We start from the raw sequence: 14,713 nt of genomic DNA, 5'->3' as shown, positions 1-14,713 counted from the left end.
ATCCTGCAGATATTCAGACGCAGTTTCTGCTGTCGGGAAGAAAAAAGCTGTTGCCGGAAACCGGCAACAGCCTGATTAAGACTATTGATCGATCCAGAGATCGTACCAGCTTGAAGAATCCCAGCGCGGTGTATTGTGATGGTTCTTCAACACCTTGCTGGTCACACCAACAAACGGATGTTCGATTGCGAAGATAACGGGAAGGTCCTTCATCTCCAGCTTCTGAATCTGATGATAAAGGTCAGCACGCTTTGCCGGATCCAGCTCGGAAGCGGCCTGATCGATCAGCTGATCCATTTCATCCGATTTGTAATCGAACTGGTTCGACCATGCCGTACCGACAGGCGCGCCTGAGCGCAGCCAGACGGTGGTGGAGACGGCCGGATCCGAACGGAACTGGTGCCAGCCACTTGCTGTATCGAAATCATGGTCACGATAAACACCATTGAGGAAGCCCGGCGCATCATTCGTCAGGATTTCCACGTCGATGCCAACTTCCTTCATGGCTTGCGCATAATATTCGGCCCAGAGCTGCGTATATTCGCCCCATGGCGCAGGACGGTGACGGAGCTTGAAGCGGATGCCATCAGGACCTGCCGGAAAGCCAGCTTCATCAAGCAGCTGTTTTGCCTTTTCGACGTCGTACGCATAGGTCTGAACATCGTCAGTGTAATTTGCGCCACCTGAGCTTGGAATTGGGCCTCGACCTGGCTTGGCATAGCCGCGCATGATGGTCCTGATCGCAAAATCAATATCGAGGGCGTGATAAATGGCCTGACGCACTTTCAGATTGGCGAGGATCGGATTGCGCAGATTGAATTCAACGGTCGAATGGGCAACGTTGTTTTCAAAGCCCTTCGTTCCAGTGTCGAAACGGCCATCTTTCTGAAGACGCTCAGTATCCGACATGGAAATGCCGTTAAAGCCAGTTTCCATCATCTCGCCTGCTTCAAGCGCTGCCGCAGCGGCTGCCTTATCGGGCATGAAACGCCATACAACACGATCGAGATAAGGGTATTCCTTGCCGCGCCAGTAATCATCATTGCGTTGTGCAATGATATGCTGGCCGCGCTCATATTCTACGAACTTGAATGGGCCCGTTCCGACAGGTGCAGAATTATATTTATTCTTGAGAATATCCGTGCCTTCATAAAGATGCTTGGGCACCGGATGGCCGAGATCTGGCATTGCTGCAACCAGCAGTTCCAGCGGCATCGGCTTTGAATAGTTGAAAACTGCCGTGTGAGGATCGGTGCAATCGACGGATTCCAGATTGGCCTGAAGCGTCGTTGAATAGTTGAGCAGTTTTTTCCAAAGATTCATCGCGCTGAAGGAAACGTCCTCGCAGGTGAACGGCTGACCATCATGCCAACGCACATTCTCGCGCAGCTTGAACGTGATGGCCTTACCATCTTCTGAAGACGACCAGCTCGTGGCCAATACGGGCACGTAACCCTCATAGGTCCGGTCAATCAACGGCTCCATAATACGACCCGTGATCTGATAAACCCCCGTAGAGGCACGAAGCGCTGGATTGAGAACACCCTGTTCAGTGTTCATATGGACAATGACCGTGCCGCCACGCTTCACATCTTCGGCATGGGAGGATGCCGTTGCAAGCGAAAAGGCAACGAGAAACAGGCCAAGGCCGGCTTTTCTGATATGCATTCTGTGTTCCCCTGAAGAACTTTGAGGAGGGCTTTTCCAGCCTCTTTTCCCCCACGTCCCATTATTGTTCAAGCCCCTGAAATTGTTCAGCAAAGCTCTTTTCTTGCTATAATATTGCCTGCAAGCATTCTTATGCTAGAATCTCTATTATCTTTGTCAATATAAACTATTATTCTTCTTCAATTTGGTAAAATATACCGCAATTTCTGCGTTAATAAGTGTCGATTTTCTGCAATCGAGCTTGTCTGTTATCCGTTTTCCCGCAACTGTGACAAGGCCACGTCCCTTACGCCACCATCCTCGCCTGTCACCAGCACACTCTAGTCCGAGCAAGACCAGCCTTGGGTTTCCCGATAAGGTCTTCATCCAAGCATAACAAAGGAATATCGCATGTCGCATCCCGTCAACGGAGTTGACCACGTCTTTCTTCTTGTCAACGATCTGGAGAAAAGTGCCGAGCAATATCGCCGTTTTGGCTTTACTCTTAGTCCACGCGGCCTGCACAGCAAAGAAAAGGGTACCGGGAATTATACGATCATGTTCCCGGATGATTATTTTGAGCTTCTTGGCATCGTTTCTGAAACCGACGGAAATCTACATCAGCGCGAAAAACTTGCAGTACAAGGCGAAGGTCTGCACGCGATTGCCTGTCGCATAGCCAGTGCGAGTGACGCAAAGAAGGAACTGACTGAACTGGGCCTGAAGACAGGAGACGTAGGAGCGTTTTCACGCCCTGTCGAACTGCCAGGCGGCGGTGAGGGTGTCGCCGCGTTCGAAACGGTTTCTTTCGCTGATAGCGAAGTGCCCCAGGGCATGGTCTTCATGTGCCAGCACAAAACGCACGAAACGGTCTGGCTGCCGGAATTGATAAAACATGCGAATGGCGCGAATGGGCTTGCAGCAATCATTGCAATCTCGGACCAGCCTGAAGCAACAGCTGAGGGCTTCGCTCGCCTATTTTCCGCTGGCACTGCAAACCAGGAGGATGGGCACTGGCAGGTTTATACCGGCCCGCGCTCTGCTGCGATCATTGTTTATGACCGCGAAGCGGCCGAGAGCATTTACGGAAAAGCTGTTGTGAATTCAACGCCACAAGGAGCATTTGCATCACTACGCGTTCAGGTCACAGCACTTTCCAAAACGCGTGCAGCGCTCGATGGGAACAACATTACCTATACGACAACAAGCAACGGAATAATCATCGCACCTGTCGACGCAAGCGGGACAATTCTCGAGTTTTCCGAAGCCTGAAGGCTAAACCGCCCTACCCTTTTGCAACAAGAGTTCGACAAAAAATCTTGTCGAACTCATTCACATGATCCACAAACAACAAGGCATCATTTCGGCTGCAAAAGCACTCTCTATCAAACAACAGTTCTGTGTATCGAAACGCACCTTCCGGCAGCGCTTGAAGCTTAAGCCTTTCTACGTGCCAACTGAAAATTTCGTGCATAAGAACCCGGTTATGCGTCTCCGCCAGACGTCAGCGCCCAAGCCAAGCTAAAAATACGATTAAAATATACACACCAATTCGTTTATACGCTTAAACGCTTAAAATCGTTTTATGCGCAATAGCGTATAAGGCCGCTATATACGGCGTAGCGTATATTGACAATAAATACGCTTTCGCGTATATTCATGCTCAGAGAGGTCGCATGAATAACATTGTCCGAACACCACCCCACATCGGGGCTGCGATAAGAAGGCAGCGCAAATTGAAGGGGCTCACGCAAACCCAGCTCGGAGAAAAAACCAAACTCCGGCAGGCTACGATTTCGCAGCTGGAGAACGGCGAAGGTGGCGTCCAACTCAACACGCTGACCGACGTTCTCGCTGCCCTGAATCTGGAGCTGGTCATACAGGAACGGTCAACGTCTGCGCATGACATTGAGGATCTCTTCTAGATGGCACGTACCAAGAGAAATCCACCTCTGCGGGTACTGCTCAACGGAAGAGACGTCGGCATGCTTGCACGCGCTTCCAGCGGCGCGATTGATTTTCAGTATGCGCAGGAGTGGCTTGAATGGGACAATGCTATACCGGTGTCGCTATCGCTCCCTTTGCGAGAAGACCGCTATATTGGTGCGCCGGTACTCGCCGTGCTCGAGAACCTTCTGCCAGACAACAAGGCAATACGGGACAGAGTGGCGGCAAAGGTGCAGGCGAGCGGCACAGATGCTTACAGCCTGCTGAGCAAGATTGGCGCTGACTGTGTCGGTGCCCTCCAGTTCCTGCCAGACAATGCCGACGTAGGAAAGACTGGCACGATCGAAGGTCGCCCCATCAGCGATAAAGAAATCGCCGAAAAGATTGCCGACCTCAAATCATCCCCCCTCGGCATGGATGAGAATGACGATTTCCGCATTTCCATAGCCGGAGCCCAGGAAAAGACCGCACTGCTCTATCATGAAGGCAAGTGGCAAGTTCCGCTCGGAACAACGCCAACGACGCATATCATCAAACCGCAGATTGGGCAGATTCCGAACGGTATCGATCTCAGCAACAGCGTCGAGAACGAATATCTCTGCATGAAGCTTTGCAAGGCATTTGGGCTTGATGTCGCCAATGTTGAAATAGTCGATTTTGCGGGCACTAAGGCTCTTGCTGTGGAACGCTTCGACCGCATCTGGACGCGCGATGGCCGTCTACTACGCCGTCCACAAGAAGATATGTGCCAGGCGCTATCAGTACCGCCTAACCTCAAATACCAAGCTGATGGCGGTCCTGATAATCAGGCCATCATGCAACTGCTCAAGGGAAGCGACAAACCACAAGATGATCAGCTTGCCTATTTGAAGGCGCAGCTCATCTTCTGGTTACTCGGTGCCACCGATGGCCACGCGAAAAATTTCAGCGTCTTTCTAACGCCGGGAATGCGATACACGCTGACACCGCTCTATGACATCCTCACCGCGCAGCCGAGCATTGATTCAAATCAGGTCAGCACCAAGAAATTCAAGCTGGCAATGTCGGTGGGTGACAACAACCACTACAAGATCAGTGACATCACCCCGCGCCATTTCATACAGACTGCGGATCGCTGTAAATTCGATCAGTCGAAGCTGATTGCTGAACTAGAACAGCTTCTGGCGCTCGGGGAGAAAACTGCCCAATCAACAATAAGCGGACTTGCTCATAAGCTGCCAGATCAACTGACAGACAGCGTCCTGGCGTGCATCGTGGCAAGAATCCGAAGCATCTCGTTGTGGCCACAAAATCAGGGCAAATCGGACACTCAAAGCTAAATCGCTGGCGCTAATATAGAGGTGTTGGTTTCCACGCAGAACTGAGCCGGTTAGGCAGATAATTTCCATTAAGAACTGAGCCATGTGAACCTTCCCCCAAACGCGGTGAGCAACGGGGGCAAGGGAGTGATCCACATGGGACTGTTAAACATCATCCGTCGGACGGCGCTGCGAGAGAAGCAGTCGATCCGTGAGATCAGCCGACGCACCGGGCTGTCGCGCAACACGATCACAAAGTATTTGAACGCAGGTACAATCGAGCCGACGTTTACGGTAACAAGGAAGAATACGCGCTGAAGCTGTATGAACACCTGGCCGAGATGCGAACAAAGCGCGGCCCACGCGGCACCAGACGAGTGTGGGATTTCAACACATCACCCAGATTAGCCTCGGCTACGACAGCATAGATGAGAACGCTATCCAATAACTCGGCTGATTGCCGCAGGGCTCATGAGCGTTACGACTTAGTGCCTCCGTGGGCTCCAGAGCTGTAATGCGTGGCTGTGCAATGTTCAGTGGCTTCCAGAACTGCCCTGTCGTCAACCGATAGATTCATGAATAGCCCTCATCTCCCCTTCCGGGCGGATCAACGACTCCATTGTTCGCAGAGGCTTCAATTGCTGGTCGAGCGCCCGCCGAGCGAGCACGTTTAGATTTCGCTTCTTTGAATTCATAGTTTTAAATCTCCTATCCCTTTATAGCCTATAAGTTCTGACGCACGAGTTGTGCTGACCTAAAGATTTTAACTATTTAAGGTTTCAGAATGGCCACATTTCGTAGGAGTCACGGACCAGTAATGAAGAATGATATCAAATGAGGGTCGCAGCGGTCTATGCAACGACAGAAACACTGCGCTCCCACATTCGTCGGCGCCCCATCCTGGATTTCCCGCATTATCGGAATTTATGCCAGTATCGCTTCCGCCATTCAGCATCGATGACACAAAGTCGGTCGGGAGAAATCGCCAATAATTCGGAGAACTCTTGATCTGGCTTATCCAAAAAGTCAGATCTTGCCACTTCATCTATGCAGAATGTGCATTGATCATGCGATAGTTGGCATTGGTCATTCTCAGTTATCCAAGGTTATGAATTTCCTCACATGAGAGGTGTGCTGCCGGGAGGATGAAGGCAGTAGCTCTCCATTCTTGGGAGGAAATAATGAGAGGACTGTTCAGTCAACTCTACATTCAGGTTTTGATCGGCATTGTTATCGGCTGCCTCATAGGCTTCTTCTGGCCTGACACAGCCACCTCTTTGCAACCATTTGCGACTGGTTTCATCAAACTCATCAAGATGCTGCTCGCCCCGATTATTTTCGGAACGGTGGTCCTTGGTATCGCAAAAATGGGCAATGTTCACGAAGTGGGGCGCATTGGAACTGTTGCGCTCATCTATTTCGAGATCGCATCGACCATTGCTCTGGTGCTTGGCCTGATTGTCGTCAATCTGATGCAGCCGGGAGCGGGTATGAATATTGATGCCAGTCAGATCGATGCATCATCGATTGCAGGCTATCAGAAGAGTGCAGCCGAACATGGCGGCGTCATTGATTTCTTTTTGGATATCATTCCGCAAACCATTGTCGGCGCTTTCGCTTCCGGCGCAATGTTGCAAGTCATTCTGATCGCACTTCTGTTCGGTATTGCCCTGGTACAGATCGGCGAGCGCGCGAAGCCTTTTGTCGATGTGATCGACGTGTCGCTGCAGGCACTTTTCCGTATCGTTGGAATGGTTATGAAGCTGGCGCCATTGGGCGCTGGCGCTGGCGTTGCCTACACGATTGGCAAGCACGGTATCGGAACAATCTGGTCTCTCGGCCACCTGATGCTCGCGGTCTATCTGACATCGATTCTTTTCGTGGTTCTCGTCCTAGGCACCGTCGCGCGCTGGACGGGCTTTCCACTTCTTCAGTTCTTCCGATATTTCAAGGATGAGATTTTCATCACATTGGCGACCTGCTCAACAGAGGCGGTCCTGCCACGCATGATGACCAAGCTTGAACGTCTTGGCGTCAGCAAGCCAGTCGTCGGACTGGTGCTGCCAACTGGCTACGCTTTCAATGCTGATGGCACCTGTATCTATCTGACAATGGCTGCAATCTTTATCGCGCAGGCCACCAATACCGATCTTAGCCTCTGGGGGCAGTTAGGTATTCTCGGCGTCCTGTTGCTCACTTCCAAAGGATCAGCAGGCGTGGCCGGTGCAGGCTTTGTCACGCTCGCCGCAACCCTTTCCACCTTCCACACCGTACCTGTAGCCGGGCTGGTCCTGCTTCTTGGTGTTGATCGTTTCATGAACGAAGCACGCGCTGTCGTGAACCTGATCGGAAATGGCGTTGCAACGATTGCAGTCGCCAAATGGGAAGGTGAACTCGACATGGATACCGTACGCCAGGTCATCGCCGAACAGAAAGGCCAGACGCCACGGACAATAACCGCTCAGGCACTGCCGGAAGCCACTCATCAGCACGCTTAGCATAAAGAATTCAGCAGAATAGGAGATAGATATCATGCGCATCATCGAAGTCCGTGAAGTGACCAAACCGATCTCTTCGCCGATCCGTAACGCGTATATCGACTTCAGCAAAATGACGGCGAGCCTCGTGGCAGTCGTTACTGATGTCGTCCGTGATGGCCGCCGGGTCGTGGGTTATGGTTTTAACTCAAATGGTCGCTACGGACAGGGCGGGCTCATTCGTGAACGGTTCCGGGATCGTATTCTGCAGGCAGACCCTGAAAGCCTGGTCAACGAAGCCGGTGATAATCTCGACCCACACAAGATCTGGGGGGCTATGATGGCCAATGAAAAGCCAGGCGGCCATGGCGAACGCTCGGTTGCAGTCGGTACAATCGACATGGCTGTTTGGGATGCGGTTGCAAAAATTGCTGGAAAGCCCCTTTTTCGCCTGCTCGCAGAAACCAAGGGTGTTGAGGCTAACCCGCGCGTGTTCGTTTATGCGGCTGGCGGATATTACTATCCGGGCAAAGACGATTCCGCTCTGCGCAAGGAAATGCGCAGCTATCTCGACCGTGGCTATAATGTCGTCAAAATGAAAATTGGCGGCGCGTCCATTGACGAAGACAAGCGCCGTATCGAAGCTGTTCTCGAAGAAATCGGATCAGAAGCCCGGCTGGCTGTTGATGCCAATGGTCGTTTCGATCTTGAAACCGGCATAGCCTATGCAAAGATGCTGCGTGATTATCCGCTGTTCTGGTACGAAGAAGTTGGCGATCCACTCGATTACCAGCTTCAGGCCGCACTCTCCGAATTCTATCCCGGTGCGATGGCAACTGGCGAAAACCTGTTCTCCCATCAGGATGCGCGGAACCTGATCCGGTACGGTGGTATGCGCCCGGATCGCGACTGGCTACAATTTGATTGCGCACTCTCTTATGGCCTTGTCGAATATCTTCGGACGCTTGACGTGCTCGACCAGCTGGGCTGGTCTCCTTCGCGCTGCATCCCTCATGGTGGCCATCAGATGTCGCTGAACATTGCAGCTGGACTCGGGCTGGGCGGCAATGAGAGCTATCCAGACCTCTTCCAGCCTTATGGCGGTTTCCCGGATGGGGTGAAAGTCGAAGACGGCCACATCGTCATGCCTGACCTTCCAGGCATCGGCTTTGAAGGAAAATCAGACCTGATCAAGGTCATGCGAGAACTTGCGGAATAAGGTTGCATGGCGGGGTTTCACCCCGCCATTTTTCGTTTGGCGTTCTCGAACACTCATGGGAGCCTGTTTCATACAGGGAGAGTTGGAGAACACAATTTTACAGTTTAATGGAGTAGGGACTGCACATGATGCGTTATGTAAAACGGAAGGCCGTGCTGCTCACAGCAATTCTTTTGATAATTTTTCAAGCGTCAAATCACGTCATGGCTGACAACTATCCAAAGCCGGAAGAACACGCTTACACGATCACAAATTTTCGGTTCCATGATGGCAGCACCATGGATCTGAAAACGCACTATCTGACCATTGGCAACCCTGATGGCAAACCTGTATTGATTTTGCATGGGACCAATGGATCAGCCAGGAAAATGCTGAACAAGGGATTTGCAGAGGCGCTTTTTGGTCCTGGACAACCACTTGATGCCCAAAAATACTTTCTGATATTGCCAGACTCTATCGGTGCGGGAGGCTCGCAAAAGCCTTCCGATGGGTTGCGCATGAAATTTCCGCATTACAATTATGACGACATGGTTGAAGCGCAATATCGACTGGTCAAGGAAGGGCTTGGGATTGATCACCTGCGTCTCATTCTGGGCCATTCAATGGGCGGGATGCATGTCTGGAACTGGGGTATCCGCTATCCGGATTTTGCGGATGCACTGGTTCCCATGGCGTCGCTACCTGCGCCGATGGCCGGACGTAACTGGATGATGCGCAGGATGCTGATTGATGCGATCACCAAAGATCCAGCCTGGCAAAGCGGCAATTACCAAAGGCAGCCGGAAAATCTCCGCATCGCTTCTGTTTGGTATGATCTTGCAACGAATGGCGGAAATACACGTCTCTGGCAAGCAGCCCCCACAAATGCGGAGGCCAACACCCTTGTGGACGCAAAGCTGTCCGAGGCAAAAATCGTGGACGCAAATGACACACTCTATCAGTGGAGCGCTTCAGGGGATTTCGATCCATCAAAGGATCTTGCGAAAATCACCGCATATCTGTTTGCGATCAACGCAGCTGATGATGAGCGCAATCCGGAAGAGCTCGGCCTTCTGCAAGCCGCCGTTGATCGGATGCCACATGGCAGCTACCTTATAATTCCTGCGAGCAGTAAGACACGGGGTCATGCGACAACCAGCAATGTGGCGGAGCTTTACGCAGAGAAGCTCAGCGAGTTTATGAGCCACGTTCCGACAAAATAGCGTTATATGGTTAGCCCACAATGTTGGAGCATTGTGGACTGGCTTTCATGAAAGTCTAGATTTCCTTGATCAGCGTATCCGCAATGCGCACGCTGAGCGCCGCACCTGTCAGCGTTGGGTTTACGCAAGACGATGAAGGCATGACACTGGTACCCGCAATGAACATATTGCGATGGTCATGGGTGCGGCAATTGCGATCAACGACCGAATTCTTCGGATCATCGCCCATGATCGTCGTTCCCATGATGTGCTGGCGGTTCTGCCATTTGACATCGGTGCTCAGGATTTCACCATCAAGCAGTCTGGCAATCTGATCGAAATCCTGCAACGCGCGGTCGCGGCCTGCATTCCAGTAGTCAGTCACGCTGTAATAGATCGACGGAACCGGAATACCGAGCGCATCGACCTTGTTCGTGCTTGGGAGGACACGGTTTTCAGCCAGAGGCAGCGTTTCAAAATCTACGGCCCAATTAAGTGATCGTGCCGACTGGCGCCGAATTTCGGCATCAAGCTTCGAGCCGAGAACCCCCTTTTTCAAAAGGCTCGCGGTCGTCTGACCCGTCGGAACAGTATTACGAACCTTGATCTTGTAGCTTGGGTAATCCTTGCGGAATGCGCCATCACGCTGATTGAGATAAACAAGAAGCTGGGTTGGGCCTTCGCCCGGCCAGAAATCTTCTTTCGCCATCACATTCATGCTGATGCCGGTATGATCCATCAGGTTACGACCAACCTGATCGGAAGAATTGGCAATACCGTTCGGAAAACGATCAGACTTTGAAAGAAGCATGATCTTTGGCGATTCAATGCCGTAAGCAGCCATGACGAAATAACGTGCGGTGAGCTTATGCTCCGAACCATCCGGGCGTTTATACCAGATCGCGGTAAGCTTGCCGCTATCATCTGCATCAATCTTACAGACAACTGAATTGTCCTGAATGATCGCCCCATGACGTTCCGCTTCGTCGATATGCATTGAGCCGTCATATTTCGCGGCAATCGGGCAGACCGGGTTGCAATTGTTGTTACCGCCACAGGCCGGACGCTGGCCATAAGGGCGTGTTGCGCGGCCATTCGGCTCAAGGATCGGGTTAAAGCCGCCTTTTGAAAGCTTTTCGGAAAGCTGATTGAACATGTAACTCGGCCTGAGGCCACGCATCGGATACGGAATCGAACGCGGTGGATAGGCGCTGCCACCCTGCCCGCTTTCATCCTGGCCATCGACACCACTGACACCCAGCTCTGTTTCAGCGCGGGCGTAAAATGGCTCGAGTTCATCATAGCTCACCGGCCAATCGCGACCATGGCCATAAAGCGACTTCAGGCGGAAGTCGTTCGGGATCATGCGCCAGAGCGACGAGCCGAAATGCCATGTCGTACCGCCCACGACGCGCAAATATGAGGTGTTATACTTAACCGGGCCAACCTGCTGGAGATAATCACCATAGGTGGATGGTGCGTGTGGCAGGCTCGGAAACGGCGAGCCTGCGCCCTGCAACTTCGCATTGGCCAGCGAAAGCTTTACTGGAGCATTGCGAAAAGTCTCGACAATATCGCGACGATCGACGTGCGGGCCCGCTTCCAGCACGATCACTTTCTTGCCAGCTTTTGCAAGGCTGCTGGCAATGATCCCACCCATTACGCCTGAACCGATGACGATCAGATCCGCATCATATGCGTCGTTTGCCATTATTCTCTTCCTGTCATATCTTGGTGTCAGGTTTCGGACCCCAGGCGTCTGGGCCAGGTCCATAGGTCGGGATCGCCAGAATGCCGCGCGTCGGGCGGTACATCAGCGCTTCTCCATATGCGATAAGCTCTGCATCTTCTGGCTCACCGACCACGCCGAGATACCAGGCCGACACAATCTTGGTTGCGGTTTCCATCAGCCTCGGATCAATGGAAGGCAGTTCAAGAAATGCATCCATATTGGCAACATTGCTCTTCTTGATGACCGAACCGAGCGCATTCATTTGCGCGACGAGATCGGGATTCCTTTTCTGCAAGGCCGCGAAATAGCGGCTGCCCAGCACCGGATCGAGATGGTGACCGGTCAGAAACGTCGAAAGCTGCATGAAGTCCTGCTGCGTCGCATCAGCGGCAGCCGCAGGCAGTGGACCAGCGATAGCGGCTATGGCACCGAGCGCTGCAAGGGCAACCGTTCCGCGCAACACGGACCGGCGAGAGATTTGACGGGGGAAAGCGGTGTCCAGAAAATTATCGACTGGCATTATTGGTCTCCTGCGGGAGTGCTCAATGCTATGGGCAAATAAGAAAACAAGCTGATCAGGCGCGCACGGCACGATTGCGGCGACGAAGCAGCCAGACGATCAGCGCGATCAGGATCAAAATGCCGGCCACGATTGCCGGTGCGGCAAATGGCGCGAGCTTGGCGAGGAGCGGCTTCGGTCCCCCTTCGCGGATCAGTTTGACGTCTGCGGGCGTCACTTTGACATCCGGATTGCCGTATTGCCCCAGCACATAATTGCTGACGTCGGCAATATCCTGATCGGAAAGCTGATCCGTGTAGAAGGCATCTGCTCCGAAGCCCGGCATGAATGCCGTTTCCCCGTCGACGGTACGATTGACACCAAATATGATTGCAGAAAGCAGATTATCAGAACGATCAGCACCGGTAACCGTATTGTGGAACAGCGACGGATAATGCTTGTTGCCTTCCCCATTCATCTGATGGCAGTTCGCACAAACGCCACTGAAAATTCGAAAGCCACTTTCATTGGGTTCTTCCCCTGGAAGACCGCGCAGCGCATATTCAGTCACTGATGGCTTGCCGAACTTGTCGCGCGGAGTTTTATCTCCGGAAGACACCGGCGCCACATCCTTGACGTAAACCGCAATGGCGTTGAGATCGTCATCGCTCAGATGCTGGAGGCTGTGTTCGATGGCTTCTGCCATAGGGCCTGCGGCCTGCGCCTTGCCCGCAACGTGACCTGTGCGCAAATATTGCACCAGTTCGTCCTGCGACCAGTCACCAATGCCACTGACAGGATCAGCGGTGATGTTGGGCGCATACCAGGAACCGAGCGAACCACCGGAAAGTGCTTGGCTCGCCTCCTCGGCCATCAGATCATTGCGGGGTGTATGACAGGTGCTGCAATGGGCCAGCGCTTCGGAGAGATAGGCACCGCGGTTCCACTCTACTGATTTATTGGAATCCGGCGTGAAACGGGTCTTATCGAGGAAAAGAAGGTTCCATGCCGCCATCGATGTCCGTACGCTAAACGGGAACGGCAGTTCAGTCTTCTGAGGCTGATGATCGACCGGTTTCACCGCATGCATGAAATAGGCATAAAGCGCTTTCACGTCTTCGTCGGTCATCTTCGCATAGGCCGTGTAAGGCATGGCCGGATAAAGATGTGAACCGTCTTTCGCCACACCATCACGAACTGCATGTGCAAATTCTTCTTCGGTGTAATTGCCGATGCCATCAGCCTCTGACGGCGTGATATTTGTCGAGAAAATCGTGCCAAGCGGCGATGCGATCCCATAACCGCCAGCGAATGGGAGACCGCCGTGAGGGGCCGTGTGGCAGGCTGCACAATCTGATGCGGTGGCAATATACCGCCCCTTGGCAATGAGTTCCGCAGAAGGCTCATCGGCCATTGCGACTGATCCGAGTGCCATGATGGAAATGGCTGTTGCGCCGAGGCGTGCTTTCCATGAAGGACGGAGTGCAACGGATTGTTGCTTGAACCTGCCTGATTGCGACATTCTAAACAAGCTTTCATGAAGCATGAACAATTCAATGCGAGCGTTCAGCCGTTTTCTTTCAAAAAACAACCTGTCGGCCTCGCTCGAAACGGTAAAAGCATAACAATCCAAGAATCGAGATTTCTTGAATAATCCTATTCTCTTCGATAATTCAGAGAGTTGTGTATGCAGTGTCCCGCGACTGGGTTTTTGGAATAGCTCTAAGTGACTGGATAAGAAAATCAGTCTTTGCTAAAACCTGCTTTCATCATTCGTGAAAGATAAACATATGAAATTCGACCTTGTGGATCTGCGCATCTTCGTATCTGCCATTGAGGGCGGAAGCCTGACCGCTGCTGCAGGCCAGAACAATATTGTGGTCGCTGCAGTCAGTGCGCGCCTCAAGAAACTCGAAGAGTCCTTTAATCTCAAGCTGTTCGAAAGAACCGGTCGCGGGATTCGCCCAACGCTGGCAGGAGAAATCTTTGCGCGAAATGCGCGCAAGCTTATCGACGATGCGCGGCGGGCACAGACCGCACTCGATGACTTGGCCGACGGGCGTGGGGGGCATGTACGGTTATTGTCGAACACGAATATGTTAGCGGAACATATTCCGCATGCACTCGGGACCTTTCTTGCAGCAAACCCCGATGTGACCGTAAGCGTCGAGGATAAGCCCAGTCTGGAAGTGGTGAGTCTGCTCAGGAACGGGGAAGCCGACATTGGCATTGTCGCATCTTCTGCTGACATGAGCGGCCTGGAACGTTGGCGTTTTGTGCCCGACAGGCTGGTTCTCGTCACACCGCCCGATCATCCGCTCGCGGCATCACCGGTGAATTATTCGAGAATCCTCGATTTCAAACTGATTGGTCTACCCAAGCACACGGCCCTGATGCAGTTCATGAACAGGCTTGCCAATGAACTCGGCCGCGCGGTTGATTATCGAACCCGCGCAGAGAACTTTGAAAGCGTCTGTCACATGGTTGAATGCGGCGCAGGCATCGCAGTCGTCCCTCAAACGGCGGCGCTTCGCTACGGGCGCTATATGGGTATTAACATTGCAGAAATTGACGAAAACTGGGCCGATCGAAAGCTCTACCTTTGCGTCAGAAATGAACTGCAACTCCCTGGTTACACAGCAAGCCTGCTTGATCACCTTCGTCGCTATACGCAAGCAGTGACCTGATTTTATACCTCACTATCGTTGTCAGG

The 14,713-nt window shown here is 52.5% G+C and carries 11 protein-coding genes and 1 pseudogene; 8 read left to right on the top strand and 4 right to left on the bottom strand.

Going from position 1 to position 14,713, the window contains the following annotated elements; all coding sequences use genetic code 11:
* Positions 1-81: 81 nt before the first annotated feature.
* A complete protein-coding gene (locus tag RT142_RS13110; protein WP_007881001.1) occupies positions 82-1,668 on the bottom strand; it encodes an ABC transporter substrate-binding protein in 1,587 nt (528 codons plus the stop codon).
* Positions 1,669-2,058: 390 nt separating this feature from the next.
* On the opposite strand from RT142_RS13110, the gene RT142_RS13105 reads away from it, so the two are divergent.
* The 7 genes and pseudogenes from RT142_RS13105 (at position 2,059) to RT142_RS13075 (ending at position 9,790) form a co-directional block, all read left to right on the top strand.
* On the top strand, positions 2,059-2,919 hold the full coding sequence (locus RT142_RS13105; RefSeq protein WP_313029109.1) for a VOC family protein: 861 nt from the start codon (positions 2,059-2,061) through the stop codon (positions 2,917-2,919).
* A 404-nt stretch (positions 2,920-3,323) separates the two neighbouring features.
* The gene (locus RT142_RS13100) at positions 3,324-3,572 is read left to right on the top strand and encodes a helix-turn-helix domain-containing protein (protein WP_007881004.1); all 249 of its coding nucleotides are present in this window, start codon (positions 3,324-3,326) and stop codon (positions 3,570-3,572) included.
* The gene (locus RT142_RS13095) at positions 3,573-4,913 is read left to right on the top strand and encodes a type II toxin-antitoxin system HipA family toxin (protein ID WP_039861143.1); all 1,341 of its coding nucleotides are present in this window, start codon (positions 3,573-3,575) and stop codon (positions 4,911-4,913) included.
* 126 nt (positions 4,914-5,039) lie between these two features.
* Positions 5,040-5,183 (top strand): annotated as a pseudogene (locus RT142_RS13090) (winged helix-turn-helix transcriptional regulator); the annotation flags it as partial.
* An 890-nt stretch (positions 5,184-6,073) separates the two neighbouring features.
* On the top strand, positions 6,074-7,390 hold the full coding sequence (gene dctA, locus RT142_RS13085) for a C4-dicarboxylate transporter DctA (RefSeq protein ID WP_313029104.1): 1,317 nt from the start codon (positions 6,074-6,076) through the stop codon (positions 7,388-7,390).
* 34 nt (positions 7,391-7,424) lie between these two features.
* Positions 7,425-8,588, top strand: coding sequence for a mandelate racemase/muconate lactonizing enzyme family protein (locus tag RT142_RS13080; protein ID WP_007881009.1), 1,164 nt, complete (start codon positions 7,425-7,427; stop codon positions 8,586-8,588).
* A gap of 125 nt (positions 8,589-8,713) precedes the next feature.
* Positions 8,714-9,790, top strand: a complete 1,077-nt coding sequence (locus RT142_RS13075) for an alpha/beta fold hydrolase (protein ID WP_313029101.1) — start codon at positions 8,714-8,716, stop codon at positions 9,788-9,790.
* 55 nt (positions 9,791-9,845) lie between these two features.
* Here RT142_RS13075 and RT142_RS13070 read toward each other — a convergent pair whose 3' ends face one another.
* From RT142_RS13070 to RT142_RS13060, 3 genes are read right to left on the bottom strand one after another with little or no spacing between them, the layout of a single operon-like run.
* The gene (locus RT142_RS13070; protein ID WP_313029098.1) at positions 9,846-11,480 is read right to left on the bottom strand and encodes a GMC family oxidoreductase; all 1,635 of its coding nucleotides are present in this window, start codon (positions 11,478-11,480) and stop codon (positions 9,846-9,848) included.
* 13 nt (positions 11,481-11,493) lie between these two features.
* Complete coding sequence (locus RT142_RS13065; protein WP_112805401.1) at positions 11,494-12,021, bottom strand: sugar dehydrogenase complex small subunit; 528 nt, start codon at positions 12,019-12,021, stop codon at positions 11,494-11,496.
* 55 nt (positions 12,022-12,076) lie between these two features.
* Positions 12,077-13,522: a c-type cytochrome gene (locus RT142_RS13060; RefSeq protein ID WP_094544015.1), complete on the bottom strand. Its 1,446-nt coding sequence runs from the start codon at positions 13,520-13,522 to the stop codon at positions 12,077-12,079.
* Between the two features lie 268 nt (positions 13,523-13,790).
* On the opposite strand from RT142_RS13060, the gene RT142_RS13055 reads away from it, so the two are divergent.
* Positions 13,791-14,687 carry a LysR family transcriptional regulator gene (locus tag RT142_RS13055; protein ID WP_094544016.1) on the top strand — a complete coding sequence of 299 codons (897 nt, stop codon included), beginning with the start codon at positions 13,791-13,793 and terminating at the stop codon, positions 14,685-14,687.
* Positions 14,688-14,713: the final 26 nt, after the last annotated feature.

Origin of the sequence: Brucella sp., from assembly GCF_032066345.1 — a bacterium.
Taxonomy (GTDB): Bacteria; Pseudomonadota; Alphaproteobacteria; order Rhizobiales; family Rhizobiaceae; genus Brucella; species Brucella pseudogrignonensis.
The sequence above is the reverse complement of the archived record's forward strand: the minus strand, read 5'-3'. Positions and strand labels throughout refer to the sequence as shown.